This is a genomic window from Avibacterium paragallinarum (assembly GCF_011765605.1).
Taxonomy (GTDB): domain Bacteria; phylum Pseudomonadota; class Gammaproteobacteria; order Enterobacterales; family Pasteurellaceae; genus Avibacterium; species Avibacterium paragallinarum.
The window spans coordinates 1,833,069-1,859,824 of the sequence record NZ_CP050316.1 but is presented as its reverse complement, the minus strand read 5'-3'; the positions used below and the strand labels follow the sequence as shown (position 1 = coordinate 1,859,824).

Genomic DNA, 26,756 nt, shown 5'->3' with positions numbered 1-26,756 from the left:
AGCAAGCCGATCTTCTACAACTTATTATTAATAAATTAGAAATAGGATGGGGATTTTAGCTAATTCTGTTTCACAGTTTATTTTGTATTATTCTCATTCATTCTTTTTATTAATATGCCGTTTGATGTTTCTACTATAATTAGGTCATCAATATTTTCTATAAGAATATTCGTGTTTTGTGATAAAACAAGGTTATTATGACAATTCTTTACTAAGATATTCCCTTCTAACACATTCCCATCTCTATTTTTATCCCTAATTTTCCAAATTGATTCAAATGATCCGAGATCATCCCATTGAGATGTTAATTCGATCATTTTCATAGAAAAATTAGCTTCAATACATTTTTCTATGACGGCATAATCGATAGATTGAGATTCAGATTTTTCAAAATCCGCTTGATTTGGATAAATAAAGGTAATGTTTTCTATGCTTTTCTCGACTCTATTTTGATATGCAGCACGAACAAAATGATATATTCCGGGACAAAATTGACGAATTGCTTTCAACCAGATTGATGTTTTTAAAATGAAAACTCCAGAGTTCCAAAAATAGTTACCAGCAGATAAATATTGTCTTGCTCGTTCAATATTTGGTTTTTCTACGAATTGTTGAACATCAAAGTAAGAAGAGGCTTTTTTATGCACTTGAATATAGCCATAGGCTGTTTCCGGCTTAGTTGGTCGAATGCCTAAAGTGACTATATGATCATCTTTTGCTAAGTCAATTGCTTGATTAACTGCTTGTATAAAATTCTCATTATTTATAATTAAATGATCGGCTGGGCAGATAATTAGAATAGGATCATTATTTTTAGCTTTAGCATTGAGTGCGGCTAGCGTTAGAGCAGGTGCGGTATTTTTTCCTATAGGTTCTAAAATAACTTGATTATTTTTAATGAAATCCCCTAATTCCATTAATTGCGGGAGAATTAAAGGGCTGTGTTTTTCACTTGTTATTATGAGAGATGGCAGTACATTACCTAATGAAGATTGTGCTAAATTTTCTAAACGTAAATATGTATTTTGAAATAAAGTATATTGGTTATGTAATGCTAGAAATTGCTTAGGCACTTCCATAGTAGATAAGGGCCATAATCTTTTCCCTTCACCACCACATAAAATGACGGGCTGAATCTGAGTGATTGAATGTTCCATTCTATCCATTCTAATTATTTCTTCAATAAAGCATTATTCTTATATTTCTCCTTATTTTACCTCTTTTTGGAGAATAAGAATAGTGTATAATTAGGATATACTTTTTATTATATGAGGCTCTATGAAAAAGAAAGCATTAATTACAGGTATTACGGGACAAGATGGTAGTTATTTAGCAGAATTTTTGCTTGAAAAAGGATATGAAGTACATGGAATAAAACGGCGGTCATCAACCTTTAATACTCAAAGAATAGATCATATTTATCAGGATCCTCACATTGAGAATATTAATTTACAGCTTCACTATGGCGATTTAACGGATACATCTAATTTAACTCGACTTATTGCCGAAATATGTCCAGATGAGATTTATAATTTAGGGGCCCAGAGCCACGTTGCGGTGAGTTTTGAATCGCCAAAATATACGGCAGATGTTGATGCTATAGGGACATTGCGGTTGCTTGAAGCAATTCGTTTTTTAGGGCTTGAGAAAAAAGTTCGCTTTTATCAAGCAAGTACATCTGAATTATATGGTTTGGTTCAAGAAATACCACAAAAAGAAACCACGCCTTTTTATCCCCGCTCTCCTTATGCTGTTGCAAAACTTTATGCTTATTGGATTACAGTTAATTATCGAGAAGCATATGGTATATATGCTTGTAATGGAATTTTATTTAATCATGAATCACCTAGAAGAGGCGAAACTTTTGTGACAAGAAAGATTACAAGAGGTCTAGCAGCAATTTCTCAAGGATTAGATTCTTGTTTATATATGGGAAATTTAGATTCATTGCGAGATTGGGGACACGCAAAAGATTATGTTAGGATGCAATGGATGATGTTACAACAAGATAAGCCTAGAGATTTTGTTATCGCAACAGGAAAACAATATAGTGTTAGAGAATTTATTTTATGGGCTGCACAAGCATTAGGAATTGCTTTAAGGTTTGAAGGCGAAGGGGTGAATGAAATTGGTATTGTTTCTGGCGTTGATTCTAGCTTATCTCCTGCGGTGAATGTAGGGGATGTCATTATTAAAATAGATCCGAGATATTTTAGACCTACAGAAGTAGATACTTTGTTGGGGGATGCTACGAAAGCTAAAGAACTGCTTGGCTGGGAACCGCAAATTAGTGCCAAAGAAATGTGTTTAGAAATGGTTGAAGAAGATTTGAAAATAGCAAGAAAAGTGGCGTTTTTGCGTAAGAATGGTTTTGAATGTCCGGTATCTTTAGAGCTTTAATGAGGTAATGATGAAAAAGGTTTTTGTTGCTGGTCATAATGGAATGGTTGGTTCCGCAATATATAGGAGCCTTAGGCAGAATAACGAGATTAGCGTCATTACGTGTACACGTAATGAAGTTGATTTTACAAATCAACTTCAAGTTAGAGAATTCTTTTCTGATAATTATATTGATGAAATTTATCTTGCAGCAGCTAAAGTAGGAGGAATTCAGGCTAATAATAATTTTCCTGCAGATTTTATTTATGAGAATTTAATGATTGAAGCGAATGTTATTCATTCTGCTCATTTATGCGGCGTACAGAAATTATTATTTTTAGGCTCTAGCTGTATTTACCCTAAGTTTGCTCATCAACCGATTAAGGAAAATGAATTATTGACAGGTGGATTAGAGCCAACGAATGAACCTTACGCCATTGCAAAAATTGCAGGAATAAAATTATGTGAAAGTTATAACCGGCAATATGGTAGAGATTATCGTAGCGTTATGCCAACGAATTTATACGGACCTTATGATAATTTTCATCTAGAAAGTAGCCATGTTTTACCCGCATTGATTCGACGTTTTCATGAAGCTAAGATTCAGAAAAAACCAATAGTAGAGGCTTGGGGAACGGGCGCACCAATGCGGGAGTTTCTTTATGTTGAAGATATGGCTGAGGCGAGTATTTTCGTGATGAATTTGGATAAGTCTTTATATCAAAATCATACTAGCCCTATGTTAAGTCATATTAATGTAGGAACAGGGCAAGATTGCTCGATTAGGGATCTAACAGAGCTAGTCGCAAAAACCATAGGTTATCAAGGCGATATTGTTTGGGATACAAGTAAACCTGATGGTACACCTAGAAAATTATTAGATGTCACTTGTTTATCTAATTTAGGTTGGAAATATAAAACGCCATTGGAGGTAGGCATAAAGAAAACATATGAATGGTTCTTATTAAATCAGGATAGTTATAGAAAATAACAGGAAAGAAAATGAGTATAAAAGTAAGATTTGTTGATTTTTGGAATGGGTTTAATTGTTATGATAATATTATCACTGATATATTGACTAGAAGAGGAGATATCGAAATTATTGAAAATGGCGAACCTGATCTATTAATCTATTCTTGCTTTGGTAATAAACATTTCGAGTTTAATAATTGTACTAAGTTATATTGTAGTGGTGAAAATGATGTGCCTAATTTTAATTTTTGTGACTATGCTATTTCATATCATTACTTAGAGTTCTCTAATCGCCATTTGAGATTGCCTTTATTTAATTTACAAAAGGCTAGAATGCTAGCAGCAGAAAGAAGTAAAGCTGATATAGATTCCCATTTAGAGTCATTTATTCAACGAAAATTTTGTAGCATCGTTGTAAGTAATAGTCTGTATGCCGATCCTATTCGAGATCGATTTTGGAATTTACTCAATCAGTATAAAGAAATCGCCTCAGGAGGCGGTTATAAAAATAATGTAGGAGAACCAGTAAAAGATAAATTAGAATTCATTAAAGGATATAAATTCAATATTGCCTTTGAGAATAGTATGGTAAGTGGGTACACCACAGAGAAAATTATAGAACCTTGTATTGTGAATACAGTACCTATCTATTGGGGAAATAGATTAGTAGCTAAAGATTTTAACCCAGAGGCGTTTATTGATATTAGTGATTTTGATAGCTTAGATCGTGCTGTTGATTATGTTATCAAGGTAGATAATGATCCTGAATTATATACTAGTTATCTTAAGGCTAACTTACTCAATAGATATCCTTATCTAGATTATGAGGAAATTATAAGTAATTTCTTTAATAATATTATTGATAATGGAATGCCTGTTTTTCGTACGAAATATGGACGAGTAGGTATATTTTTAAAAGAAATTGAGAATATAAAAGAACCAACTTCAAATAATATATTCAAGAAAATTTTTAAAAAATTTATATAATCTTTTTTATTTTCTAGACAGTTTACATTTTCGATATGAAAAAACAATGAATCGTTTCTTCATATCGTTAGTTATTGAAAGAAAATATTTTGATAAATAGAAAATAAATTTAGCTTTGTTTTTTATCGTGGTTTGAAGGTAAGTATAAATTTCCACGAAAGAGCATTCTAGAAAGTATTCGATAAGCCTATTATCTTGAGAGGTAATTTCATTCTTGAATTGCTTTTGATAGGTCAATAGATAGGTTTGAGCAAGGGAAAGTTGCTTAATTTTAAGGCTGATGCTATTACCTTCGTGAGTGCTAGATAAAGGATTGAAATGATAAATATAAAACACGTTATCTATAAATGAAAAACTGTTTGTTTCCATTAACATAGCCATATAAATAAGCAAATCTTCGGCAAGAATAAATTTACGATTAATAAAAGCCAATTTTTTGATTGCGTTTTTCAAACAGGTTGCATTGTACAGTTTTCCAGCGGCGGACCAATTTATGATATTTCGATTTTGTAGTAGAGCCGTTAAGAGGGCATTATGTGATTGAATATTGGTGAAATCTGTGATTTCTTGAGAAGAAGTTAAATAAGGTAAGGCCTCTTCTACCCCCCCCCTATCATTTTTGGAGATTGTAAGCAATTTTTTTTTAAATATTGAAACATAACAATATCTGATTTAGGGTGAGAAAATAAAGAAGCTAAGGCATCTTCTGTTAACTCATCATCGGAATCTAAAAAAAGGATATATTCTCCGGTAGCAGCTTCTATACCCGTTTTTCTAGCCCAAAAAGTTCCCATATTCTTAGGATGTTTGAATAATTTTATACGCGGCTCAGATGCCATATAGCTTTCAATAATCGATGAAGTATTATCCGTTGAGCCATCATCTATAAAGATAGCTTCAAAATTTTGGTATGTTTGGTTTAAGCAGGATGTCAATGATACCAAAATATGATGTTCAGCTTGATAAAACGGAATAATAATCGAAAATTTCATTTTGTTTTCCTTGCATCATTATAAGCTATATGTCTTTTCTTTAGATATGCTTTCAATAGAGATATATTATGTTTTAAATAAGCAAATGAGGATAAATTATTATTCGCTATTTGTTTTTGTAATTGAACTCTTTCAGTTTCCAAATGAGACTGAATACTCAAGTCTTCTATTACTAATCGAGGAAAAAGATGTGCGATAGATATCTTGTAGCTATATTCATCATTAACTTGATTGATGATTTCTTGAAAATCATCAGCAAGCCAGTAAACTTTAGTTTTTTGAACAAGTTGGATGATATATTTCAATGCATTAACATTGATTGCATAACCAACAGTACCAGGAGTATAGAAGCTATAAATACAACCTAGCTTATAATTTCCGAACCTATAAGGTTTAAATTGTAAAGGATAAGCTAATCGATATTTCCGGCTTCCTTTAAAAGATGGGGCTTTGGATTCTCCAAAAATAATAATATCAAAATCAGATTGTTTCAGAATCCTTTCTAATTTAGGGAAATCTTTATTGAATTTTGCATCGTCTTCACAAACAATTAAATAAGATTGTTGAGATAGTGCTTGTTCATATATTTTTATATGAGATAGCGAACAAGCAGCTTCACCATAACTAACATCACGACCATATAACTTTTTTGCTTTAGCGAAATCAAAATGCTCATCAATATAGGCTTTATCTTCATCTTTTTTAGCATCAATAGCATAGAAAGTTTCAAATTGAATATGATTACTATCTAAGCTCGACACTTGTTGATAAAAATTTTTTCTTCTAAGTTCATCTTTTTGTAAGGATAAGACAAAACCTTTGTATTGAATATTTTTCATTATCTTAAATTAAAATAAGTTAAAGAAGGTCTGATTTAATGATTTCACCGTGTTCTAAATGTATATGGGTAGAACAAGTCCGTTCAGCCAGTTTTTTATCATGGGTTGCCATAACTAAAATACCGGCTTGGTTGATAAATTTATTTAAACGTTCTTCCGCTTTCATTTTAAACTTTTCATCTCCAACACTAATCCATTCATCCATTAGTAATATTTCAGGAGATATACTCGTTGTAATTGAAAATGCGAGTCTTAAGATCATTCCACTCGAATATGTTCGAACTGGCATATGGATAAACTCACCAAGTTCACTAAACTCAATAATATCATCTATAAGTGAATTTATTTTTTTTGGGTGTATCCCTAAAAATAAACTTCTAAGTTTAATGTTTTCTATTCCTGTAGCTTCTTGATCCATACCAAGCATTGAGTCTAATAGAGATGTCACTTTACCTTTTATATGAATTTTTCCTTCTATTGGAGCATATACTCCGGCAAGTACTCGTAATAAAGTCGTCTTACCAGAGCCATTGTGTCCGATGAGAGAAACTCTATGCCCTTCTTTCAATGCGAAGGAAATATTTCTTAAGGCTTCTACTTCTGGTACTTTTCCCCTTTTTATATTTCCACCAGTGGCTGCTTTTATTAGACTTTGCTTAAAAGAACGTTGTTTGGCATCATAAATAGGAAATCTAACGGAAACATTATCTAAAATAATATGCATATCACCCCCTATTAATTATAACCAATAAGTAATTCGTTTAAGTTTTTTGGCAAAAATAAGTAAAGCAATTCCATTTCCAATAATTGCTGTTAATAAAGCACTTACCCAATAGAAAGTTGATGGTATTACACCTAATAGAGGTTGTCTAATTAGATCTAATAGCGTAGCTAGGAAGTTAAGATGAACGAGTAATTGCTTAGATGCTGATAACATAGAAGGATCCCAAATAACTGGTGTAATAAAAAACAACAACTGTACAATGCTGTTGATAATCGGAGACATATCTCTAAATCTAGCACAGAATATAGATAGGCATAAGCCAATCCAAAATAAATTTAGAGTGACTAGAAAAATGCCAGGTATTACAAATAGAAAGTTAATATTAATAGGCTTCCAAAATATTAACATTACTAATGGATAAATAATCAGATTATGGCAGAAAACAATCAGTTGTCGATAAATAACCCTAAAAATAAAAATAGAAAATGAAATTTTTATTTGTTTCAAGTAATTTGCACTTTCTTGGAACGTATTTGTAAACTCATTGATCGATGAAGCAAGTAACCCCCACGTAATGATTCCTAAAGCTAGTCTAGGGAAGAAATCATTAATCGGCATTCCGAAAAATGAAGCGTACAAAGGTGCCATTGCACCAATAGTAATGGCCATACTTAACGTAATCCACAAAGGACCTAAGGTCGATCTTCGATACCGGTTAAGGATATCATTCCAAGCTAAAGCACGCCAAAAATAATTATTTTTTAAGGACAACCGAATGTCATCTATAGCCTCAGATAATTGTTCAGTAATGTTTTTCATTCTTTTATAGCCTATTATCGATATTATATCTTCGATATTTTTTAGTCTAAATCTATTATTTTGCTCATTAATAAATAAGTCTAATAAAATAACTTTAGCGAAGTTACACCCCAGAAAATCTCTGAGGTGCGGTGAATATATAAATATTATATATTACTTGTTGTGCGATTTGCACGTTTGCGTTCCATTTCAGTGAGTAGTTTCTTACGAATACGCACTGAAGTTGGGGTTACTTCCACTAATTCATCGTCATCAATAAATTCAATAGCTTGTTCAAGGGTGAAACGTACAGGGGGAGTTAATGCAATGGCATCGTCTTTTCCTGAAGCACGCATATTGGTGAGTTTTTTCCCTTGTAAACAGTTTACTGTTAAATCGTTCGAACGGCTGTGAATACCAATAATTTGCCCTTCGTACACTTCTACGCCGTGGTCGATCATTAATTTGCCACGCTCTTGTAATCCCCAAAGGGCATAAGCAAGTGCTTTGCCAGTGCCGTTTGAAATCAGCACGCCATTTTTACGCTGACCGATTTCGCCTGGTTTTATGTCATCATAATGGCTGAATGTGGAGTAAAGTAGCCCTGTGCCAGAAGTCATCGTCATAAATTCATTACGGAAGCCAATTAATCCACGGCTTGGGATAACGTATTCTAAACGGGTACGTCCTTTGCCATCAGGGATCATATCTTTCACTTCTCCTTTGCGGATACCTAAGGCTTCCATTACCGCCCCTTGATGTTGTTCTTCAATATCAATGGTAACTTGCTCGAACGGCTCTTGTTTATGCCCGTTTTCTTCTTTAAAAATAACTTTCGGACGAGAAACCGCCAATTCATAGCCTTCACGACGCATATTTTCAATTAATACGGAAAGATGAAGCTCACCACGTCCTGAAACGCGGAATTCATCAGGGTTTTGCGTTTCTTCCACACGCAATGCCACGTTATGCACGAGTTCTTTGTTTAAACGCTCTAAAATTTGGCGTGAGGTAACAAATTTCCCCTCTTTACCACAGAATGGTGAGGTGTTTACGCAGAAGAACATGGTTACGGTTGGTTCATCAACACTCAAGGCAGGTAAGGCTTCCACGTTGTTAATATCGCAAATGGTATCGGAAATATTGAGTTCGCCTAAGCCTGTAATTGCCACAATATCGCCCGCTTGTGCGAGATCTTCTTCGTAACGTTGCAAACCTAAATGCCCCAATACTTGTCCAATTTTACCGTTGCGGGTTTTACCTTCGCTATCAATAATAGTAACGGTTTGATTTGGTTTTACTGTGCCACGTTTAATGCGTCCAATGCCGATTACGCCTACATAATTGCTGTAATCAAGCTGTGAAATTTGCATTTGGAATGGGGCATCTAATTCCACTTTTGGTGGCTCGACGTATTTTACGATGGCTTCAAATAATGGAGTCATATCTTCAGCGAGATCTTCGTGTTCAAGCCCTGCTACACCATTTAATGCAGAAGCGTAAATAATTGGGAAGTCGAGTTGTTCGTCTGTTGCACCAAGATTGACGAAAAGATCGAAAACTTGATCCACTACCCAGTCAGGGCGCGCACCTGGTCTGTCCACTTTATTAATGACGACGATCGGTTTTAATCCGTGTGCAAAGGCTTTTTGTGTTACAAAACGGGTTTGTGGCATTGGGCCATCAAAGGCATCAACCACTAATAGCACACTGTCCACCATTGAAAGTACGCGTTCAACTTCCCCGCCGAAGTCGGCGTGTCCTGGGGTATCTACAATATTAATACGATAGTCATTCCAGTTAATGGCAGTATTTTTTGCCAGAATGGTAATACCGCGTTCTTTTTCCAGATCGTTGGAATCCATTACGCGTTCGTCTGCGTCTGAGCGGCTGGCTTCTAGCGTGCCAGATTGTTGTAAAAGTTTATCAACGAGGGTGGTTTTTCCGTGGTCAACGTGAGCGATAATTGCGATATTACGCAATTTATTTATATCAATGGTTTCTGTCATTTGTTTGTCAATTTGTGATTTGTGTAAATGTAATTGTCGGCACATTTGTGCGAAGACTACTCGAAAGGTCGCAGATTATACAACGTTTTACTGATGGTCGCTATTAATAATGATTATAGAAGAAGACAAGCTTGCATTAGAAATTATCTACTCAAAGGGTCGATATGTTCAAAATTTTATAAAGTGCGGTGTTAAAAATTGAGTTTTTTTTTCTTTTGTTTGATATAAATTAAAATTTTTAAAATACCCTTGAAATTTGTAAGTGATGTGATATTTTAACCCTGTGCTTTATCATACACAACATCTAAATTCTAACAATCATTATTTTAAGAGGATTATCTTATGTCAAATGAAGCCGTAGCGAATGTATTTAAACTTATTGAAGAGAATGATATTAAATTTGTTCTTCTTCGCTTTACCGACATCAAAGGTAAAGAACACGGTGTGTCTATCCCAGTAAGCTTAATTGATGAAGACTTATTTGAAGATGGTAAAATGTTCGATGGATCATCAGTGGAAGGTTGGAAAGCCATTAATAAAGCCGATATGCTTTTAATGCCAATCGCCGAAACCGCTGTTGTTGATCCTTTCGCACAAATTCCTACCTTATCGCTCCGTTGCAGTATCTATGAACCAACCACAATGCAAAGCTATGATCGCGACCCGCGTTCGATCGCAATTCGTGCGGAAAATTATATGCGTTCAACGGGCGTCGCTGATGATGTTTTCTTTGGACCAGAACCAGAGTTTTTCTTATTTGATGACGTGCGTTTTGGCTCAGCAATGAATGGAAACTCTTATGTGGTTGATGACATCGAAGCCGCTTGGAACACCAACAAAGCCTACGAAGGCGGCAATAATGGTTATCGCCCATTAACTAAAGGGGGATACTGTGCCGTTGCTCCAAATGACACCGCACACGACATTCGTTCTGAAATGTGCTTAATCTTAGAAGAGCTAGGCTTAGTGGTTGAAGCACATCACCACGAAGTGGCAACCGCAGGGCAAAACGAAATCGCCACAAGATTTAACTCGCTCACCTTAAAAGCGGACGAAACTCAAATTTACAAATATGTAGTACAAAATGTTGCTTTAGAACACGGTAAAACCGCGTGCTTTATGCCAAAACCAATCACAGGCGATAACGGCTCAGGAATGCACTGTAATATGTCGTTAAGCAAAGACGGCAAAAATATCTTCCAAGGGGATAAATACGCAGGGCTTTCCGAAACCGCACTTTACTACATCGGCGGAATTATCAAACACGCAAAAGCGTTAAATGCCTTTACTAACCCATCAACCAACTCATACAAACGTTTAGTACCAGGCTTTGAAGCACCAGTATTATTGGCTTATTCAGCAAGTAACCGCTCAGCATCTATCCGTATTCCAGCGGTAACTAGCCCGAAAGCGATCCGTATCGAAGCACGCTTCCCAGATCCATTGGCAAACCCATACCTCGCATTCTCTGCCCTATTAATGGCAGGCTTAGACGGTATTATCAACAAAATTCACCCTGGTGATGCAATGGATAAAAACCTCTATGATTTACCACCAGAAGAATTAAAAGAAATTCCAGCAGTGGCAGGATCATTAGAAGAAGCCTTAAATGCCTTAGAACAAGATTATGAATTCTTAACTAAAGGTGGCGTGTTCAGTAAAGATTTTGTGGATGCTTTTATTGCAATGAAACGAAAAGAAGTTGAACGCTTAAATATGACTCCGCATCCAGTGGAATTTGAAATGTATTATGCCTAATTTCTAGTTAGCCTATGAAAAGAGCGATGAAAATCCTCTGACTTCAAAAAATTAGATGTTTTTTAATTCAAGGACTGAGTTCTGTATTCTGCGGGGCTTAGTCCTTTCAATTTTACTTGAATACGTTTATGGTTGTAATAATGAATGTATTTATGTAGCGTTTTCTTAAGTTTCTCGAAGGTTTTAAACCGCTTTTTGTTTACAACTTAATGCGACTAAGTTATTGATTTTCCTTTGCTCTATCAGTTTTAGCCGCGGGGAATAAAGAAATAAATAGGTTGTTACGAAGATACTCTTCAAAACGACAAAAGAGAAATCAATGGAACAATGCGGAAACCCAAGCAGAAGTTGATGAACTCAATCATCAACCTCGGAAATGTGTAGTTTGGCGAATACCTTATCAAGGTACTGCTCTTGGTGTGAGAATTTAAGAATTATTTTAACCCAGCAGCCGAACGCAATTCTGCGGCACGATCGGTTTTTTCCCACGGGAATTGTTCGCGGCCAAAGTGTCCGTAGGCGGCGGTTTGGCGGTAAATCGGTCGGATTAAATCTAACATTTTGATTAAGCCATAAGGGCGTAAATCGAAAAACTCTCGAACTAAATTTACCAATAATTCGTTGCTCACTTTGCCCGTGCCAAAGGTTTCCACCATAATTGAAGTAGGTTCTGCCACGCCGATAGCATAAGAAAGCTGGATTTCACAGTGATCTGCCAAGCCAGCAGCAACAATATTTTTCGCCACATAGCGAGCAGCGTAGGCGGCTGAGCGATCCACTTTTGACGGATCTTTACCCGAGAACGCACCACCGCCGTGGCGTGCTGCACCGCCGTAGGTGTCCACAATAATTTTACGTCCTGTTAAGCCACAATCGCCCATTGGGCCGCCAATCACAAAACGTCCTGTTGGATTGATGAAATATTTGGTGTCTTTACCGAGCCATTCGCTTGGCAACACAGGCTTGATGATTTCTTCCATCACGCCTTCATAAATCTCTTGCTGGCTTACGCTGTCGGCGTGCTGAGTGGAAAGCACCACCGCATCAATGCCCACAATTTTATCGTTCTCATATTTTAGCGTTACTTGGCTTTTCGCATCAGGACGCAACCAAGGCAATATGCCGTTTTTACGCACTTGTGCTTGACGTTCCATTAAGCGGTGAGCGTAAGTAATCGCCGCAGGCATTAACACTTCCGTTTCGTTAGTTGCATAGCCGAACATAATGCCTTGATCGCCCGCCCCTTGATCGAGTGGGCTTTCGCGATCCACGCCTTGATTAATATCGGAAGATTGCTTCCCAATGGCATTTAACACGGCACAAGAATGCCCATCAAAGCCCATTTCAGAATGTTCGTAGCCAATATCGCAAATCACTTGGCGGGTGAGATTTTCAATATCCACCCACGCGGAAGTTGTGATCTCGCCGCCCACCAATGCCATACCCGTTTTCACATAGGTTTCACAGGCAACGCGAGCTTTTGGATCTTGCTTTAAAATTTCGTCTAACACCGCATCAGAAATCTGATCGGCGATTTTATCTGGGTGTCCTTCTGATACGGATTCAGAAGTAAATAAATATGATGACATAGCTTTCCTCAAAATAAATTCATTGATTGTCGTCAGTTTAAAATTCGTGCCTATATCGCTGAATGACACTCATTCCATATCAACATTGCCTCGAAGGTAGCACAACGCGTACGGTTAAGCGAAGAAGCCCTGATGAAAGTGAGAGAAGTTGAGCGATAGATGTTTTGGCGTCTAGACGGCTATAATACACTTTTTCGTTTAGAATACAAGCGAAGCGGGAAGATTTTCCTGATACGTTACTAATACGTTAAAGTGCGGTGTAAAATTTGAATGTTTTTTCCACCGCACTTTATTTTAAAAATAGGGTCATTTTATGACCGAACTTTTATCACCCAACGCCAAATAGCATAATGTGCCAAGCGGAAGCACAGCAACAAAAGACACAATAAATATAATGGCATATCACCAAATTGAGCGTAAGGGGTTTTGCCTTTTGTCGGGACAATGTGTTGCGTTAATGTGGTTTCGGTGAATTGTGGAGCTTGTGCAATTATCTTGCCTTTTTCATCAATAAAGGCGGTAATCCCCGTGCTGGTCGCCCGGATTTCGGGTTTGCCTAGCTCTAACGCTCGCATTCTCGCCATTTGCAAATGTTGCCAAGGTCCAATGCTATCGCCAAACCATGCATCATTTGAGATAGTCAGAAGAAAATCCGTTTGTGCGGTGAGATTTTTTTGCACTTGCGAACCAAAAATAATTTCATAACAAATCGCGGGAGTGAATTTCCGCTGTTTGGCAAGGAAAGGCGGCTGCACCGCGTCCCCCTCTTGAAAGGCGGACATCGGCAAATTAAACACCGAACCCAATGGTCGCAACAGGCTTTCCAATGGCACATATTCACCAAATGGCACGAGATGATGCTTATTATAACGGTTTGGCGTTTCCTCGTTATAAGGCAAATTGGGATCGCCTAAGTTGATGATCGAATTAAATAATTTGCCTTTTTGCCAATCTTGATAAATCGTGCCGATCATCACTTCTGTCCCCGCTTCGCGTGCTGCTTGTTGCAAAGAAAGCAGAAAAGGCTGAATTTGATGTTCAAACGTGGGGAACGCGGCTTCGGGCAAAATAATTAAATCAGTTTTGCCTAGATGCTGACTAATTAGCTTGGCATAAGTGCCGATAATTTGTTGTAAATATTGTGCGTCCCATTTGAGTTCTTGTTGTACATTGCCCTGCACCAAGGTAACGCGGAGGGCTTTTTCTGGCTCGGTTTTGACATAATTCGCCGAACTTGACCACATCGCCAATCCGCTAATCAACAATAATAAACCGCTGTGGCTGAATAACAACGCCCATTTTTTGGGCTTTTGAAACGCAGTAAAAATAAGCTGAAAAATGACCGCACTTACCCACATCACAAAAAATGTTAGCCCTTGCACACCAAAAATCGGAGCAAGTCCTGAGAATGGGCTGTCGATTTGCGTATAGCCAAATTGTAACCACGGAAACCCCGTAAATAGCCAGTCGCGTAAAAATTCGGTGAATGTCCAAAGCACAGGGTAAAGTGCGAGATGCTGAACGTGAAAACGCTGTATCAGGTAGGCAAACAGAGTGGGAAATAACGCTAAGTAGGCTGCCAACAGCCCTACCAAAAAATAGCTGAGCCATAACGGTGAGCCGCCAAATTGGTGAATGCTGACGTGCAACCAGCTTACGCCAATAGCGAAAAAGCTTAGTCCCCACAAAAAGGCGGCGAAAAGTGCGGTGCGTTTTGGTGAGGTTTTTATCACCCACAGCAAGCCGAGCAAGGAAACATAGGCAACGCCCCAATAATCAAAAGGGGAAAAGGCAAGCACGCCCACGCTTCCCGAGAAGATCGCGATGAGATAGGTGAAAAGGGGCTTCATTGAACGCTCTCGTTATTTTCTTCCTGATTTTCGATTTGCTCAAGGCACTCATCAGGCACGGTAACACGCAATTGAATCACGCGACGGCTGTCAGCGGAGGTAACCTTAAAATGCAGATTTTCAAGGGTGATTTCTTCCCCGCGTTTCGGCAAATGTCCAAACGCTTGCATCACCACGCCACCGATGGTGTCCACTTCTTCATCGGCAAAATGGGTATGGAATTGCTGGTTGAAATCCTCAATATCTGTTAAGGCTCGCACCGCGTAAGTATGGCGGGAAAGCTGGCGAATATCCGCGATGTCTTCTTCATCAAATTCGTCTTCAATATCGCCGACAATTTGCTCCAAAATATCTTCAATGGTAACCAAGCCCGACACTGCACCAAATTCGTCCACCACAATCGCCATATGAAAACGCTCTGAGCGGAAATCTTTCAGCATTCGATCCACCCGCTTACTTTCAGGCACGATCACCACAGGGCGAAGCAAGGCGAGAAGTTCAAATTCCTCCGCATTAGAACGCAAAAATTTCAACAAATCTTTCGCGTGTAAAATGCCCGCGATGTTGTCTTTTTCATCAGTAATCACGGGGAAACGGGAGTGAGCGCTTTCGATAATGGTTTCCAAGCAAGAGTCTAAATCCTGATCCGCTTCAATAAAAACGATTTGTGAGCGGGGGATCATAATATCCCGTACGCGTAATTCGGCGATCTCCATCACGCCCTCGATCATCTCACGGGTGTCTTGATCGATAAGTTCATTCTGCTCGGAATCGCGGATCACCTCCACCAATTCCTCCCGATTTTTCAACTCCCCTTGGAAAAATCGCCCAAATAGGGATTGCAAAAAGCTCTTTTTGCTCGAGGTTTCTAAACTCGAATTCTGGCTATCGTCGCCCATTGTGTATCTCTTATATTTACTGTTAATAGAAAGTATCTTGGCTATCAGATCAAAAGTTAGTCACTCGATGAGAGAATTGATTCTATCAAGCCATCAAATAGAATGCCATTACCGTCTATGTCTATTCTAGGATTTCTCTAATCGTTCAAAAACAAGTACTTTATTTTCTAATTTTCGGAGTAATAAAGTAGTAATTCCAGTGATAACTAAATAAATTATACCTGCAATCCCATAAATGGTTAGAGCATCATATTCTGTACCATAAAGTTGTCGAGCATACCCCATAATATCAAGGAGTGTGATCGTTGAAGCAAGAGAGGTCCCTTTAAAAACCAAGATAATCTCATTACTATAAGAAGGCAATGCACGCTTTAAAGCATAAGGAATAAGGATTTTCAATGTTTGCCATCGACTCATTCCTAAGGCAGCACAGCTTTCCCACTGTCCTTTGGGGATTGCTTTTACCGCACCATAAAATAATTGTGTAGAATAAGCCGCACTATTTAAGGCAAGTGTGAGCATTGCACAGAACCACGCATTAGAGAGAAGTGACCAAGCTGGGCTTTGTACTATCCATTGAAACTGACCAGGTCCATAATAGATCAGAAAAAACTGGACTAAAAGTGGTGTACCTGTAAACAAAGTAAGGAAGATATTGACTGCACTTTTTAATACCTTATTTTCCATCGCTAAGATAAATGTTAAAGCAATAGCGAGAATGAAAGCAACAAGAAGTGCTGCGACAGTGAGTAATAAGCTAGTTGGTATCCCTTGAGCAATAGTGATGAAATAATCGTGAATCATTATTCCACTCCTCTTTCAAAACGGGTAAAACGCCACTCTAATTTACGAATTAATATTTGGCTAATAAGCGTGATCAGCAAATACATCAACGCTGCAAAACCATACCAAGTAAAAGGTTCGTGGGTACGAGTATTGATAAGTTCTGCTTGACGCATTAGATCGTGAACACCAATTAAAGAAACTAATGCAGTATCTTTTAAAAGTACTAACCATTGATTACTTAAGCCGGGTAATGCGTGTCGCCATACTTGTGGCATAATGATATGTATAAAGGTATAACTGCGACTTAAACCAAGTGCCGCACCAGACTCCCATTGCCCTGAAGGAATTGCTTGAATGGCCCCACGCAATGATTGTGAGGCATAAGCGGCAAAAATAATGGATAATGCGAGTACGCCACAAAAGAATGGACTCAGTTCTAAATACTTACCCGTAATAAATTCCAATACTTCAGGAATACCAAAGTAAATCAGAAAAACAACAAGAATTTCAGGCAATCCTCTCAAAAGCGTAATTATGATGGCACTTGGCTTATGTACACATTGCCATTTACTCATTTCTAGGCTGACAAATATTAATGCTAAAACTAGCCCAAGTAATAATGAACACACCGCCAACCCTAAGGTCATCAGGGTTGCGGTGTACATTAAAGGAAGATAATCAACAAACATAGGGATTATTTAGTCATCCATTTGTCATAAATTTTTTGATATTCGCCGTTTGCTTTAATAGCTTCAATACCTTTATTTAAGCTATTTACCAAGTATGTATTTGATTTATTTACGGCAATACCAAGTCCGTTATTAAAGTAACGTTTATCGGTAATACGCTCGCCAATAAAAGTGAGTTCTGGATTTTTTTCAAACATATCACGCAATACATCAGTATCACCAAAGATCAAATCAATACGACCATTTTTTAAATCAAGAACGGCATCTTGTAAGCTGGCATAAGATTTTGTGGTGTACTGTTTTGTTTCCGCATTAGCATATTGTTGATAGGTTGTCCCATTTTGCACACCGATTGTTTTTGCTGTGCTGAGATCAGCTTTGCCTTTTACCGCAATGAAACTTGCAGAACTTTCATAGTAAGGTACTGTAAATGCAACTTGTTTTGCTCTTGCCTCTGTAATATCAATGGCAGAAATTGCCGCATCAAAGCCACGACCTTTAATTAAGCTTGGAATTAACGCATCAAAAGCTTGGCTTTTAAAATGACAAGTTGCGTCAATTTCCTTACAAATTGCATTAGCAATATCTACATCAAAACCTACAATATCCCCTTTTGCATCAGTTGATTCAAAAGGTGGGTAACTTGGCTCCATTGCAAACGTAATATCTTGTGCTTGAACCATCATTGCAGAACTTGCTAAGAGTGTCGCTAAAAATAATTTTTTCATTGTATTGTTCCTTAATGTGAATGAGATAGATATTGTTTAAATTGTTCAGTTTTGGGTTGGAGGAAACAATTTGCGTCCCCCATTTCGATAATACGGCCTTTTTCCATATACACTACTTTAGTCGCCACTTTTTGTGCTACTGAAACCTCGTGTGTTACGATCACCTGTGTAATACCTGTTTGTTGTAATTCTTGAATAATAGCAACAACTTGAGCAGTGATTTCTGGATCTAATGCGGCGGTTGGTTCATCAAAAAGTAATACTTGCGGTTTCATCATTAAAGCACGAGCAATCGCCACGCGTTGTTGTTGCCCCCCTGATAGATGAAGAGGAAAACGCTCAGCAAAAGTATCTAAACGTAAACGAGAAAGCAGCTCAAGTGCTTGTTTCTTCGCAGCTTCTTTATTTAAACCTAACACTTTTACGGGGGCTTCAATTAAATTTTCGATGACTGTTAGATGCGGCCATAAATTGTACTGTTGGAAAACCATTCCTACATCTTGCCGTAATTGACGCATTTGTTTTGGATTCGCCTTTGCTTGAGATAGATCGAATTTATTATTGGCGATGATGAGTTCTCCTGATTTTGGCACTTCTAACAAATTTAAGGTTCGAATTAATGTACTTTTTCCCGCTCCACTTGGTCCCAATAAAACCACAGTATCACCATCTTCCGCTGTGAGGTTTATATCAAACAACGCTTGCGATGAACCGTAGAAAAAATTCAAATTTTTTACACTAATAGTCATTTTTATGATAGATCTCTGTCTTTGCAAAATTGTAATAATATTAATGTTTATTGCATAAATATGCAAATAAAAAGATTAAAAATTTCTACCGCACTTTAAAAATTCCCTGATATCTCTACGCATTTTCATCAGAAGGCCAAGAGTGAACAACGGCTTTCACCAACGTTGCGAGCGGAATGGCAAAAAATACGCCCCAAAATCCCCATAGCCCACCAAAAATGAGAACGGCGATGATGATTGTTAAAGGATTGAGATTCACTGCTTCAGAGAATAGGAATGGAACTAATAAGTTACCATCGAGGATTTGGCTTACCACATAAGCTGTCATTAATGACCAAAAAGTTGAGCCAATACCAAATTGCGACATCGCGACAAGTCCTACAGGAATACTAACAAGCACAGCACCAATATAAGGTACTAACACAGAAAGCCCTACGGCAACGGCGAGTAACAAAGCGTAACGTAGATCAAAAAAGAGAAAAATTGCATAACTAATCACGCCCACAACAACAATTTCAATAATTTTACCGCGAATATAATTGGCAATTTGTTTTTGCATCTCTTGCCACACTTGATCGGCGAGTTTGCGATTGCGTGGTAAAAATCGGCTAATATAAGTCATTAATTCTTGTTTATCTTTTAAAAGGAAAAAAACCATCAACGGTACAAGGAATGCGTAAATCCCCAAACTCACCAAACTAATAATGGAAGAAATTGAAAGTTTTAGGGCTGATTCACCAAAACCTAAAATTTTACTTTTTACACCGGTAAAGAAGCCATCGATCATTTGATAATCCACGACTTCTGGATAATGCTCAGGCAAGGAAAGGAGCCAATCATTAAAGGAATTGAACATATGAGGCAATTCGCTAAACAAATTAATAGTCTGGCTAATTAACGTCGGAATAAGTACAAGTGCTACAATGAGTACGATGCCAACAAAGCCACCTAAAACAAAAATTGTGGCAAGTAATCGAGGAAATTTTAATTTCTCATTAAGCAGGCGAATTGGCATTTCTAATAAATACGCTAAAACAATAGCCACTAATAATGGTGCGAGTAAATCACTAAAAAAATAAATCGCAATAAACCCGAATAACAAAATAGCAAGCAACGCCATTGCTTGCGGATCGCTAAATCGGCGTTTATACCAATTTTTTAACATTTCAAACATAAAACTTCCTTTTGATAGCAATTTTGTGCCGATTATAAGGTAAAATTAGCCAAATTTATATTTACAGAAGGAATTTTCTATGACCATCAAAATTTACCACAATCCTCGTTGCTCCAAAAGCCGTGAAACCCTTGCTCTATTACAGCAACAAGGCATAAATCCCGAAATTGAGCTTTATTTAGAGCAACAATATTCCGTAGATTTTTTGCAACAGTTAGCCCAAAAACTGCAACTTAATACTGTACGAGAAATGATGAGAACGAAAGATGATTTATACCGCACTTTACAATTGGATAATCCTGTCTTGACGGAAACACAGCTACTTGAAGCGATCTCACAACATTCTGCCTTGCTTGAACGACCGATTGTGGTAAATGGCGAAAAAGCTAAAATTGGTCGCCCTCCAGAAAGTGTTTTAGCAATTTTATAATTTCTCAGCTATAATAATGCCCGCCCAAGATAGGGCATTATTTTTAACGATATTGAGAGGCAATGATGAAAAAGAAAAAATCTTTTACCCCCGTTGCTGATGCAAAAGGGTGTACCATCTATCAACACAATAAAGGTGTAATCCAAGATAACGCAATTCAGGCTTTATTGTCAGATAAATTATTTCGTCAGCGAATTGAAAAAAAACGAAAAGGTAAAGGTAGCTATCAACGTAACGAAAAACATCGAGGAAAAATTTTTGAAAAACCCGATTATAAAATTTTTGATAACAAAGGTTTTATAATCGGGTTTTTCTTAACTAAAGTTGTAACGAGAGGATATTATGATGTCAATAAAAACAGAGCGTTTATTTAGTAACGAATGGAATGTGCGAATTAGCGATCCCGGTGAGGAGGGGGCAAATAGCCATTTTTTTGAAAAAATCTATATCACCCTAGATGCCCATATTGAAGGTGAAAAAATCACTTATGAATTTACGCGTAAAGTTGAAGATCAAGTAAAAATAAATAGAACATTCAGTGAATTAACAGAATTATTTAAATTTTTAGGCGACTATCTTGACCCTATAGCTTTGGGAATGTTAGGCGTAAGAATTGGTCATCTAAATATGCATATTTAATGTTTCAAATAATTCACTAACATCAATCTGCACACAATTAAGATACAGATAGCCTACTATCATTATATTATGTGCAGATTTCACAAAGGGTTATTCTAGTTAACTATACTAACAATTATATTACTTCCTTATATTTGGAATCATCAGTATTTACCCACTAGCGCTTGAATAATCCCCCAAGACCACCTAAGCCGCCCATTCCGCCCATCATTCCTTTCATACTTCGCATCATTTTACCCATTCCACCTTTACGCATTTTTTTCATCATACGTTGCATTTCGTCAAATTGTTTGAGCAATTTATTAACATCTTGCACTTGCGTACCTGATCCAAGGGCGATACGGCGGCGGCGTGAGCCTTTGATGATTTCAGGTTTGGCACGCTCTTTTAAGGTCATTGAATTGATAATGGCTTCCATTTTGATGAACATTTTATCGTCCATTTGATTTTTAACGTGATCGGGGAGGTTTTTCGCCCCTGGAAGTTTTTCCAACATAGTCATCATTCCGCCCATTTTTTTCATTTCAACGAGCTGATCGCGGAAGTCTTCCAAGGTGAAATCATCGCCTTTTTGGAATTTTTTCGCCATTTTTTCCGCTTTTTCTTGATCCACAGAACGTTGTAGATCTTCAATCAGCGACAGCACATCGCCCATTCCTAAAATGCGTGAGGCGACGCGATCAGGGTGGAAAGGCTCAAGTGCGTCAGTTTTTTCCCCAACCCCTAGGAATTTAATCGGTTTGCCGGTGATTTGTCGAATAGAAAGTGCCGCACCGCCGCGCGCATCACCGTCCACTTTGGTCAGAATCACGCCAGTAAGTGGGAGGGCTTCGTTAAAGGCTTTCGCAGTATTGGCGGCATCTTGCCCTGTCATTGCGTCCACCGTGAAAAGGGTTTCCACAGGATTAAGTGCGGTGTGAATTTTTTGGATTTCTTCCATCATTTCGCTATCAACGTGCAGGCGACCAGCAGTATCCACAATCAACACATCGTAGAACTTGAGCTTGGCTTCAGCAAGGGCGGCTTGCACAATCTCTACTGGATTTTGCTGGCTGTTAGACGGGAAAAAATCCACGCCTACGGCTTGTGCGAGAGTTTCAAGCTGTTTGATCGCCGCAGGGCGGTAAACGTCCGCAGACACCACCATCACTTTCTTTTTCTGACGTTCACGCAAGAATTTGGCTAATTTTCCCACGCTGGTGGTTTTACCCGCCCCTTGCAAACCTGCCATTAAAATCACGGCTGGGGGCTGACTGGCAAGGTTTAGGCTCTCGTTGGCTTCACCCATCGCTTTTTCAAGCTCAGACTGCACGATTTTGAGAAATTCTTGCCCTGGTGTAAGGCTACGATTGACTTCTTCACCAATCGCACGTTCTTTCACTTTGTTGATAAACTCACGCACCACAGGCAAGGCAACGTCCGCTTCGAGCAATGCCATTCGCACTTCACGTAGGGTGTCTTTAATATTGTCTTCAGTTAAACGCCCTTTCCCCGTAATGTTACGCAGGGTTTTAGACAGGCGGTCAGAAAGGTTTTCAAACATTGTTTATCCTAAATTTGGTTGGATTGTGGTCGCTTGATTGCAAAATAATACGGCGTTGGTTTGCCTTGTGTTATTTTGAGAAACGACGTAAAGAAAAAATTGCTTCAATTATACTGAAATCCCACAGATTTTCATCATTTGAAAGAAATTTATAGCGATTTTACCGCCGCGAGGCTAGAATAAAAATAATTCTTGATTTGGATTTAGGGTAAATAAAAATGGGATTTGCCGTCTTTTCAATGTTATTTTATGTGGCGAGTATTCTCTTTATTACGCCAATGTTGCTGAAAGCCCATTCGGGGGAGCAGGCGAAGAAACCGAATAAAACGCTATTTTTTAGCACCGCACTTTTCGCCATTGTGTTGCACGGGCTGAGCTTAACACCGCTTTTCTCGCATTTATTCAATGAGCAAGATTTCACCTTGATCGAAATTAGCTCATTACTTAGCGTGATTGTGGCAATGCTTGCCACTTGTGCCATCGGTTTTCGCGTCAATACCCTGTGGTTTTTGTTGCCGATCGTGTATTGCCTTGCCATTATCAATTTGATTTTACAAGCATTTTTACCATTTTCGATTATCCAGCATTTGAGCCATAACTTAGGCTTATTTTTGCATATTGGGCTGGCGTTATTGGCTTATGCCTTGTGTTTTATTGCAACTTTATATGCGGTACAACTTTGGTGGATTGATCGCAATTTGAAAAATAAAAAACTGGCGTTATCGCCCATTATTCCGCCATTGATGACAGTGGAACGGCATTTTTTCCGCTTAATGTTTAGTGGTGAGGTTTTGCTTACCTTGACGCTGATTTCAGGGGCGATTTATTTGCCAGATTTTTTTGCCCCGCACAATGTGCAAAAAGCGGTGTTTTCTTTTCTTGCTTGGCTTGAGATTGGCATCGCATTGATTGGACATTGGAAATGGCATTGGCGAGGAAAAAAGATGATCATTTATTGCATTTCAGGTATGATTTTGCTCTCGCTTGCCTATTTTGGCAGCCGCGTCGTATTTGGGCTAAGCCTTTAATCTCAGGCTTTCCCAAGAATAATGAGTTAAAGAAAGGATTTAATTTTGGATAGTATTCCCCTTAGTACGTTATTTATCACCTTAATTCTTTTATTGATTTTATCCGCTTATTTTTCCAGCTCTGAAACGGGGCTGTTATCTGCCAACCGCTACCGTATGCGTTTTTTGGCAGAAAAGGGGCATAAAGGGGCAAAAAAAGCCGAGAAGTTGCTCAAAAAAACGGATATTTTGCTCAGCCTGATCCTAATTTGTAATAACCTTGTCAATATTTCCGCTTCCGCCATCGCCACCATTATTGGTATGCGTTTGTATGGGGATATGGGCGTGGCGATTGCCACGGGAATATTAACCTTTGCAATGCTGATTTTTGCTGAAATTTTCCCCAAAACCATTGCTGCACTTTATCCTGAAAAAGTGGCATTTCTATCCAGCCATATTCTCACGCCGTTATTAAAGCTCTTTAGCCCGATCGTTTTTGTGATGAATGTGATTATTCGTGGCTTAATGAAATTATTTAGAGTTAAAAATGAAGTTAAAACTAGCTCTCTAAGTACCGAAGAATTGCGTGCCATTGTAAACCAATCAGGGCAATTTATTCCCTCCGCCCACCAAGATATGCTGCTTTCCATTTTAGATTTAGAAAAAGTGACGGTGGACGATATTATGGTGCCGCGTAACGATATTGGCGGCATTAATATTGATGATGATTGGAAAGCTATTATGCGTCAGCTCAACCATTCCGCACATAGCAAAGTGGTGCTATACAAAGAGAGTATGGACGAAAATGTACTGGGTATTTTGCGGGTGCGTGAAGCTTACCGCTTAATGTTGGACAAAAATGAATTTAGCAAAGAAACCCTTATTCGTGCGGTGGACGAGGCTTATTTTATCCCTGAAGGCACACCGCTAAACGCCCAATTAGTCAATTTCCGTAATAAAAAAGAGCGTATTGGTTTAGTTGTGGACGAATATGGCGATATTAAAGGCTTAGTAACGCTGGAAGATATTTTAGAAGAAATTGTCGGCGAATTTACCACCTCAACCGCCCCTTCCATTGATGAAGAAGTCACTCAACAATCGGACGGTTCGATGATTATCGAAGGCTCTGCTAATATCCGCGATTTGAATAAACTATTTGACTGGCATCTAGACACCGACGAAGCCCGCACTTTCAACGGCTTAATTCTAGAGCATTTAGAAGAAATCCCCGATGAAGGCACGGTTTGCGAGATTAACGGCTTAAAAATCACCATCTTAGAAGTGGCAGATAATATGGTGAAACAGGCGAGGGTGGAGAAAATTTCACAATCTAAAAACGCGGAATAAAAAATCTTATTTTTCAGTTCCTCTTAAAGACGAAAGTGTTTGCTTTCGTCTTTTTCTTTTGTAGCTAAAAAATCAATAAAAGTGCGGTCATTTTCACCGCACTTTTTTATTGGTGCTTTGACCCATAAATTTTTCTTTGTTACAATTCGTAATCTAATTGAAATTAATTCTCAATACTAATTATAGGCGGATTGCCTAAATTCTATTTTGAAGTCAGCGTTAAGGATTTTCCAATGCCACAATTATTCGCATTTTTACAACATTACATTGATTACATTATTCTTGGGTTGCTCGGGTTAATGAGTTTTATTATGGTATGGTTTGTGATTGAACGCTTTGTTTTCCTAAACCGTGTTGATGTTGCCAAATACTCCAATATCCACGAGCTAGACATTGATCTCAACCGCAACCTCACTATTATTTCCACTATCGGATCTAATGCCCCTTATGTGGGATTATTGGGGACGGTAATCGGGATTTTATTAACCTTTTATGAATTGGGAAATTCAGGCGGTGATATTGATGCTGCGGCGATTATGCTCAACCTTTCTCTTGCTCTAAAAGCTACTGCGGTGGGAATTTTGGTTGCCATTCCGTCAATGGTGTTTTACAACGGCTTGCAACGCAAAGTAGAAGTCAATCGCCTAAAATGGAAAGCCTTAAACGAGAAAAACAGCTAGGATCATAACGTGAAAAAATTTGATGAAATCAACATTATCCCTTTCATTGACATTATGTTGGTGCTGTTGGCGATTGTATTAATTACCGCGTCTTTTATTTCGCAAGGTAAAATTCAAGTGAACGTGCCAAAAGCCAGTAGCACAGTGGCATTTAAGTCGGATGACTTGGCAAAATTATTAACCGTTACCGAAACGGGCGAAATCTTTTTTAACGATAAGCCGACGGATTTAGCTCAGATGGAAAAAGAAGTGGCAAGCTGGGCAAAAGATCAAAAAGTTACCCTTAAAGTGGATGCCAAAGCGACATTTCAAGATTTCGTAACCCTAACGGATTTAATGGCAAAAAATGACATCAAAAACGTTGCCATTGTGACGATGAAAGAAAAGGCAAATAAATGACGAACAAACAGCGTTCTTGGTTTGGCTTTTTAGCTTCTTTGCTCTTTCATTGCTTTTTATTCGGCGGGATTGCTTATGCGTTACGATCTGATGACACTGCTAATGGCTATCAGGCTGATTTGATCGACACCAGCATTTCAATGGAAATGTTGCAAGGAATGATGGTCGAACCTGAGCCAGCTCCCGTCCCTGAGCCTGAGCCAGAAGTGAAGCCTGAACCTCAGCCTGTGGCGAAGGAAGATGTGCCTGATCCGACGCAACAGCCTGAAAAAGTTACGGAAGTGAAAAAAGAAAAACCAAAAGAAAAGAAAAAGCCAAAAGAAAAATCAAATAAAGCGATAAAAAATAAAGATCTATCAAAGGGTGACCGCAATGTAGATTCTGCAGCGAAAATAGATTCTGTCGCCACAGGATTAAGTAAAGCCACGGTGGACAACCCTAATTTGGTGGGCAAGGGAAACAGCACAGATGAGGTGAAAGCCTATCTTTTAGCTCTACGCAGAGAATTTGAACGGCAAAAACGCTATCCACAGCGTGCAAAATTAATGCGTAAGCAGGGTATAGTGAAGATTTCCTTTTCTGTAGCAAATAACGGAACGATTGGTAATATTAAAGTGGCACAATCCTCAGGCAATGCCGATTTAGATAATGCCGCATTGAATGCGGTGAAAAACGCACAATCTGTTGGTCCAAAGCCTTTAGGGCTACAGGAAATAAATGTTGTTCCAATACGGTTTACGCTGAGCAATTAAATGCAGTTAGGTTGCTATTAAAATGTAAAAAGTCATA

Annotated in this window: 28 protein-coding genes and 1 pseudogene; 12 read left to right on the top strand and 17 right to left on the bottom strand. The window is 38.2% G+C overall.

What is annotated here, in order from left to right; translation table 11 throughout:
- Positions 1–77: 77 nt before the first annotated feature.
- Entirely contained in the window at positions 78–1,166 is a 1,089-nt protein-coding gene (locus tag HBL79_RS08950; RefSeq protein WP_051128114.1) for a mannose-1-phosphate guanylyltransferase, read from the bottom strand.
- A 112-nt stretch (positions 1,167–1,278) separates the two neighbouring features.
- Between HBL79_RS08950 and gmd the strand changes: the two genes are divergently transcribed.
- The 3 genes from gmd to HBL79_RS08935 are packed head-to-tail and all read left to right on the top strand — an operon-like array spanning position 1,279 to position 4,338.
- Positions 1,279–2,400, top strand: coding sequence for a GDP-mannose 4,6-dehydratase (gene gmd, locus HBL79_RS08945; RefSeq protein ID WP_035688460.1), 1,122 nt, complete (start codon positions 1,279–1,281; stop codon positions 2,398–2,400).
- A 7-nt stretch (positions 2,401–2,407) separates the two neighbouring features.
- Positions 2,408–3,370 (top strand): GDP-L-fucose synthase, encoded by a 963-nt coding sequence (gene fcl / locus HBL79_RS08940; protein WP_035688461.1) that lies wholly within the window; start codon positions 2,408–2,410, stop codon positions 3,368–3,370.
- Between the two features lie 11 nt (positions 3,371–3,381).
- The gene (locus tag HBL79_RS08935; protein WP_052716805.1) at positions 3,382–4,338 is read left to right on the top strand and encodes a glycosyltransferase family 10 domain-containing protein; all 957 of its coding nucleotides are present in this window, start codon (positions 3,382–3,384) and stop codon (positions 4,336–4,338) included.
- Positions 4,339–4,344: 6 nt separating this feature from the next.
- Here HBL79_RS08935 and HBL79_RS12510 read toward each other — a convergent pair whose 3' ends face one another.
- The 6 genes from HBL79_RS12510 to typA all read right to left on the bottom strand — a co-directional run bounded on the left by HBL79_RS12510 (position 4,345) and on the right by typA (position 9,700).
- Positions 4,345–4,974, bottom strand: coding sequence for a hypothetical protein (locus HBL79_RS12510; RefSeq protein ID WP_046097509.1), 630 nt, complete (start codon positions 4,972–4,974; stop codon positions 4,345–4,347).
- On the bottom strand, positions 4,938–5,330 hold the full coding sequence (locus HBL79_RS12505; RefSeq protein ID WP_052716804.1) for a glycosyltransferase family 2 protein: 393 nt from the start codon (positions 5,328–5,330) through the stop codon (positions 4,938–4,940). Before HBL79_RS12505 ends, HBL79_RS12510 begins: the two co-directional genes overlap by 37 nt.
- The gene (locus tag HBL79_RS08925) at positions 5,327–6,169 is read right to left on the bottom strand and encodes a glycosyltransferase family 25 protein (protein WP_035688791.1); all 843 of its coding nucleotides are present in this window, start codon (positions 6,167–6,169) and stop codon (positions 5,327–5,329) included. The genes HBL79_RS12505 and HBL79_RS08925 overlap by 4 nt, the downstream gene beginning before the upstream one ends.
- Before the next feature lie 19 nt (positions 6,170–6,188).
- Positions 6,189–6,893 carry an ABC transporter ATP-binding protein gene (locus tag HBL79_RS08920; protein ID WP_021723793.1) on the bottom strand — a complete coding sequence of 235 codons (705 nt, stop codon included), beginning with the start codon at positions 6,891–6,893 and terminating at the stop codon, positions 6,189–6,191.
- Positions 6,894–6,908: 15 nt separating this feature from the next.
- Positions 6,909–7,712, bottom strand: coding sequence for an ABC transporter permease (locus tag HBL79_RS08915; protein ID WP_051128126.1), 804 nt, complete (start codon positions 7,710–7,712; stop codon positions 6,909–6,911).
- A gap of 146 nt (positions 7,713–7,858) precedes the next feature.
- Positions 7,859–9,700, bottom strand: coding sequence for a translational GTPase TypA (gene typA / locus HBL79_RS08910; protein WP_035688803.1), 1,842 nt, complete (start codon positions 9,698–9,700; stop codon positions 7,859–7,861).
- Between the two features lie 342 nt (positions 9,701–10,042).
- Between typA and glnA the strand changes: the two genes are divergently transcribed.
- Positions 10,043–11,458, top strand: coding sequence for a glutamate--ammonia ligase (glnA, locus tag HBL79_RS08905; protein WP_035688788.1), 1,416 nt, complete (start codon positions 10,043–10,045; stop codon positions 11,456–11,458).
- 62 nt (positions 11,459–11,520) lie between these two features.
- On the opposite strand, the pseudogene HBL79_RS08900 reads toward glnA, so the two are convergent.
- The 9 genes and pseudogenes from HBL79_RS08900 to HBL79_RS08860 all read right to left on the bottom strand — a co-directional run.
- Positions 11,521–11,652: pseudogene (locus HBL79_RS08900) on the bottom strand (IS3 family transposase); the annotation flags it as partial.
- Between the two features lie 240 nt (positions 11,653–11,892).
- Positions 11,893–13,047 carry a methionine adenosyltransferase gene (gene metK, locus HBL79_RS08895; RefSeq protein WP_035688785.1) on the bottom strand — a complete coding sequence of 385 codons (1,155 nt, stop codon included), beginning with the start codon at positions 13,045–13,047 and terminating at the stop codon, positions 11,893–11,895.
- A gap of 311 nt (positions 13,048–13,358) precedes the next feature.
- The gene (lnt, locus tag HBL79_RS08890) at positions 13,359–14,897 is read right to left on the bottom strand and encodes an apolipoprotein N-acyltransferase (protein WP_035688783.1); all 1,539 of its coding nucleotides are present in this window, start codon (positions 14,895–14,897) and stop codon (positions 13,359–13,361) included.
- Entirely contained in the window at positions 14,894–15,796 is a 903-nt protein-coding gene (gene corC, locus HBL79_RS08885; RefSeq protein WP_046097508.1) for a CNNM family magnesium/cobalt transport protein CorC, read from the bottom strand. Before corC ends, lnt begins: the two co-directional genes overlap by 4 nt.
- A 126-nt stretch (positions 15,797–15,922) precedes the next feature.
- The gene (gene artM, locus HBL79_RS08880; RefSeq protein ID WP_017806921.1) at positions 15,923–16,600 is read right to left on the bottom strand and encodes an arginine ABC transporter permease ArtM; all 678 of its coding nucleotides are present in this window, start codon (positions 16,598–16,600) and stop codon (positions 15,923–15,925) included.
- Positions 16,600–17,271 carry an arginine ABC transporter permease ArtQ gene (artQ, locus tag HBL79_RS08875; RefSeq protein WP_017806920.1) on the bottom strand — a complete coding sequence of 224 codons (672 nt, stop codon included), beginning with the start codon at positions 17,269–17,271 and terminating at the stop codon, positions 16,600–16,602. Before artQ ends, artM begins: the two co-directional genes overlap by 1 nt.
- Before the next feature lie 5 nt (positions 17,272–17,276).
- Positions 17,277–17,999, bottom strand: a complete 723-nt coding sequence (locus HBL79_RS08870) for a transporter substrate-binding domain-containing protein (protein WP_035688777.1) — start codon at positions 17,997–17,999, stop codon at positions 17,277–17,279.
- Between the two features lie 11 nt (positions 18,000–18,010).
- Positions 18,011–18,748: an arginine ABC transporter ATP-binding protein ArtP gene (artP, locus tag HBL79_RS08865; RefSeq protein WP_017806918.1), complete on the bottom strand. Its 738-nt coding sequence runs from the start codon at positions 18,746–18,748 to the stop codon at positions 18,011–18,013.
- Positions 18,749–18,863: 115 nt separating this feature from the next.
- Positions 18,864–19,922, bottom strand: a complete 1,059-nt coding sequence (locus tag HBL79_RS08860; protein WP_035688774.1) for an AI-2E family transporter — start codon at positions 19,920–19,922, stop codon at positions 18,864–18,866.
- A 79-nt stretch (positions 19,923–20,001) separates the two neighbouring features.
- Between HBL79_RS08860 and arsC the strand changes: the two genes are divergently transcribed.
- The 3 genes from arsC (at position 20,002) to HBL79_RS08845 (ending at position 20,991) form a co-directional block, all read left to right on the top strand.
- Positions 20,002–20,352 (top strand): arsenate reductase (glutaredoxin), encoded by a 351-nt coding sequence (gene arsC / locus HBL79_RS08855; RefSeq protein WP_017806916.1) that lies wholly within the window; start codon positions 20,002–20,004, stop codon positions 20,350–20,352.
- A gap of 62 nt (positions 20,353–20,414) precedes the next feature.
- Positions 20,415–20,726, top strand: coding sequence for an alternative ribosome-rescue factor A (locus tag HBL79_RS08850; RefSeq protein ID WP_046097507.1), 312 nt, complete (start codon positions 20,415–20,417; stop codon positions 20,724–20,726).
- On the top strand, positions 20,698–20,991 hold the full coding sequence (locus HBL79_RS08845) for a DUF5377 domain-containing protein (RefSeq protein ID WP_035688772.1): 294 nt from the start codon (positions 20,698–20,700) through the stop codon (positions 20,989–20,991). The genes HBL79_RS08850 and HBL79_RS08845 overlap by 29 nt, the downstream gene beginning before the upstream one ends.
- 157 nt (positions 20,992–21,148) lie before the next feature.
- Here HBL79_RS08845 and ffh read toward each other — a convergent pair whose 3' ends face one another.
- Positions 21,149–22,534 (bottom strand): signal recognition particle protein, encoded by a 1,386-nt coding sequence (gene ffh / locus HBL79_RS08840; protein WP_035688770.1) that lies wholly within the window; start codon positions 22,532–22,534, stop codon positions 21,149–21,151.
- Positions 22,535–22,752: 218 nt separating this feature from the next.
- Here ffh and HBL79_RS08835 point away from each other — a divergent pair, with 218 nt between their 5' ends.
- The 5 genes from HBL79_RS08835 (at position 22,753) to HBL79_RS08815 (ending at position 26,719) form a co-directional block, all read left to right on the top strand.
- Positions 22,753–23,562: a cytochrome C assembly family protein gene (locus HBL79_RS08835; protein ID WP_035688768.1), complete on the top strand. Its 810-nt coding sequence runs from the start codon at positions 22,753–22,755 to the stop codon at positions 23,560–23,562.
- Positions 23,563–23,607: 45 nt separating this feature from the next.
- A complete protein-coding gene (locus tag HBL79_RS08830; protein WP_035688765.1) occupies positions 23,608–24,888 on the top strand; it encodes an HlyC/CorC family transporter in 1,281 nt (426 codons plus the stop codon).
- Positions 24,889–25,121: 233 nt separating this feature from the next.
- A complete protein-coding gene (exbB, locus tag HBL79_RS08825) occupies positions 25,122–25,568 on the top strand; it encodes a TonB-system energizer ExbB (RefSeq protein WP_035688763.1) in 447 nt (148 codons plus the stop codon).
- A 9-nt stretch (positions 25,569–25,577) separates the two neighbouring features.
- Positions 25,578–25,967, top strand: coding sequence for a TonB system transport protein ExbD (gene exbD, locus HBL79_RS08820; protein ID WP_017806909.1), 390 nt, complete (start codon positions 25,578–25,580; stop codon positions 25,965–25,967).
- The gene (locus tag HBL79_RS08815) at positions 25,964–26,719 is read left to right on the top strand and encodes an energy transducer TonB (protein ID WP_035688760.1); all 756 of its coding nucleotides are present in this window, start codon (positions 25,964–25,966) and stop codon (positions 26,717–26,719) included. The genes exbD and HBL79_RS08815 overlap by 4 nt, the downstream gene beginning before the upstream one ends.
- The last annotated feature ends 37 nt before the right edge of the window (positions 26,720–26,756 follow it).

Coding starts and splice junctions, on each gene's coding strand:
- HBL79_RS08835 (WP_035688768.1), top strand. CDS start 22,753: ATGGGATTTGCCGTCTTTTCAATGTTATTTTATGTGGCGAGTATTCTC.
- HBL79_RS12505 (WP_052716804.1), bottom strand. CDS start 5,330: ATGAAATTTTCGATTATTATTCCGTTTTATCAAGCTGAACATCATATT.
- glnA (WP_035688788.1), top strand. CDS start 10,043: ATGTCAAATGAAGCCGTAGCGAATGTATTTAAACTTATTGAAGAGAAT.
- HBL79_RS08935 (WP_052716805.1), top strand. CDS start 3,382: ATGAGTATAAAAGTAAGATTTGTTGATTTTTGGAATGGGTTTAATTGT.
- HBL79_RS08860 (WP_035688774.1), bottom strand. CDS start 19,922: ATGTTTGAAATGTTAAAAAATTGGTATAAACGCCGATTTAGCGATCCG.
- arsC (WP_017806916.1), top strand. CDS start 20,002: ATGACCATCAAAATTTACCACAATCCTCGTTGCTCCAAAAGCCGTGAA.
- artP (WP_017806918.1), bottom strand. CDS start 18,748: ATGACTATTAGTGTAAAAAATTTGAATTTTTTCTACGGTTCATCGCAA.
- ffh (WP_035688770.1), bottom strand. CDS start 22,534: ATGTTTGAAAACCTTTCTGACCGCCTGTCTAAAACCCTGCGTAACATT.
- artM (WP_017806921.1), bottom strand. CDS start 16,600: ATGATTCACGATTATTTCATCACTATTGCTCAAGGGATACCAACTAGC.
- typA (WP_035688803.1), bottom strand. CDS start 9,700: ATGACAGAAACCATTGATATAAATAAATTGCGTAATATCGCAATTATC.
- HBL79_RS08950 (WP_051128114.1), bottom strand. CDS start 1,166: ATGGATAGAATGGAACATTCAATCACTCAGATTCAGCCCGTCATTTTA.
- fcl (WP_035688461.1), top strand. CDS start 2,408: ATGATGAAAAAGGTTTTTGTTGCTGGTCATAATGGAATGGTTGGTTCC.
- metK (WP_035688785.1), bottom strand. CDS start 13,047: ATGTCATCATATTTATTTACTTCTGAATCCGTATCAGAAGGACACCCA.
- HBL79_RS08845 (WP_035688772.1), top strand. CDS start 20,698: ATGTCAATAAAAACAGAGCGTTTATTTAGTAACGAATGGAATGTGCGA.
- HBL79_RS08925 (WP_035688791.1), bottom strand. CDS start 6,169: ATGAAAAATATTCAATACAAAGGTTTTGTCTTATCCTTACAAAAAGAT.
- exbB (WP_035688763.1), top strand. CDS start 25,122: ATGCCACAATTATTCGCATTTTTACAACATTACATTGATTACATTATT.
- HBL79_RS08850 (WP_046097507.1), top strand. CDS start 20,415: ATGATGAAAAAGAAAAAATCTTTTACCCCCGTTGCTGATGCAAAAGGG.
- HBL79_RS08870 (WP_035688777.1), bottom strand. CDS start 17,999: ATGAAAAAATTATTTTTAGCGACACTCTTAGCAAGTTCTGCAATGATG.
- artQ (WP_017806920.1), bottom strand. CDS start 17,271: ATGTTTGTTGATTATCTTCCTTTAATGTACACCGCAACCCTGATGACC.
- corC (WP_046097508.1), bottom strand. CDS start 15,796: ATGGGCGACGATAGCCAGAATTCGAGTTTAGAAACCTCGAGCAAAAAG.
- HBL79_RS08920 (WP_021723793.1), bottom strand. CDS start 6,893: ATGCATATTATTTTAGATAATGTTTCCGTTAGATTTCCTATTTATGAT.
- HBL79_RS08815 (WP_035688760.1), top strand. CDS start 25,964: ATGACGAACAAACAGCGTTCTTGGTTTGGCTTTTTAGCTTCTTTGCTC.
- gmd (WP_035688460.1), top strand. CDS start 1,279: ATGAAAAAGAAAGCATTAATTACAGGTATTACGGGACAAGATGGTAGT.
- lnt (WP_035688783.1), bottom strand. CDS start 14,897: ATGAAGCCCCTTTTCACCTATCTCATCGCGATCTTCTCGGGAAGCGTG.
- HBL79_RS08915 (WP_051128126.1), bottom strand. CDS start 7,712: ATGAAAAACATTACTGAACAATTATCTGAGGCTATAGATGACATTCGG.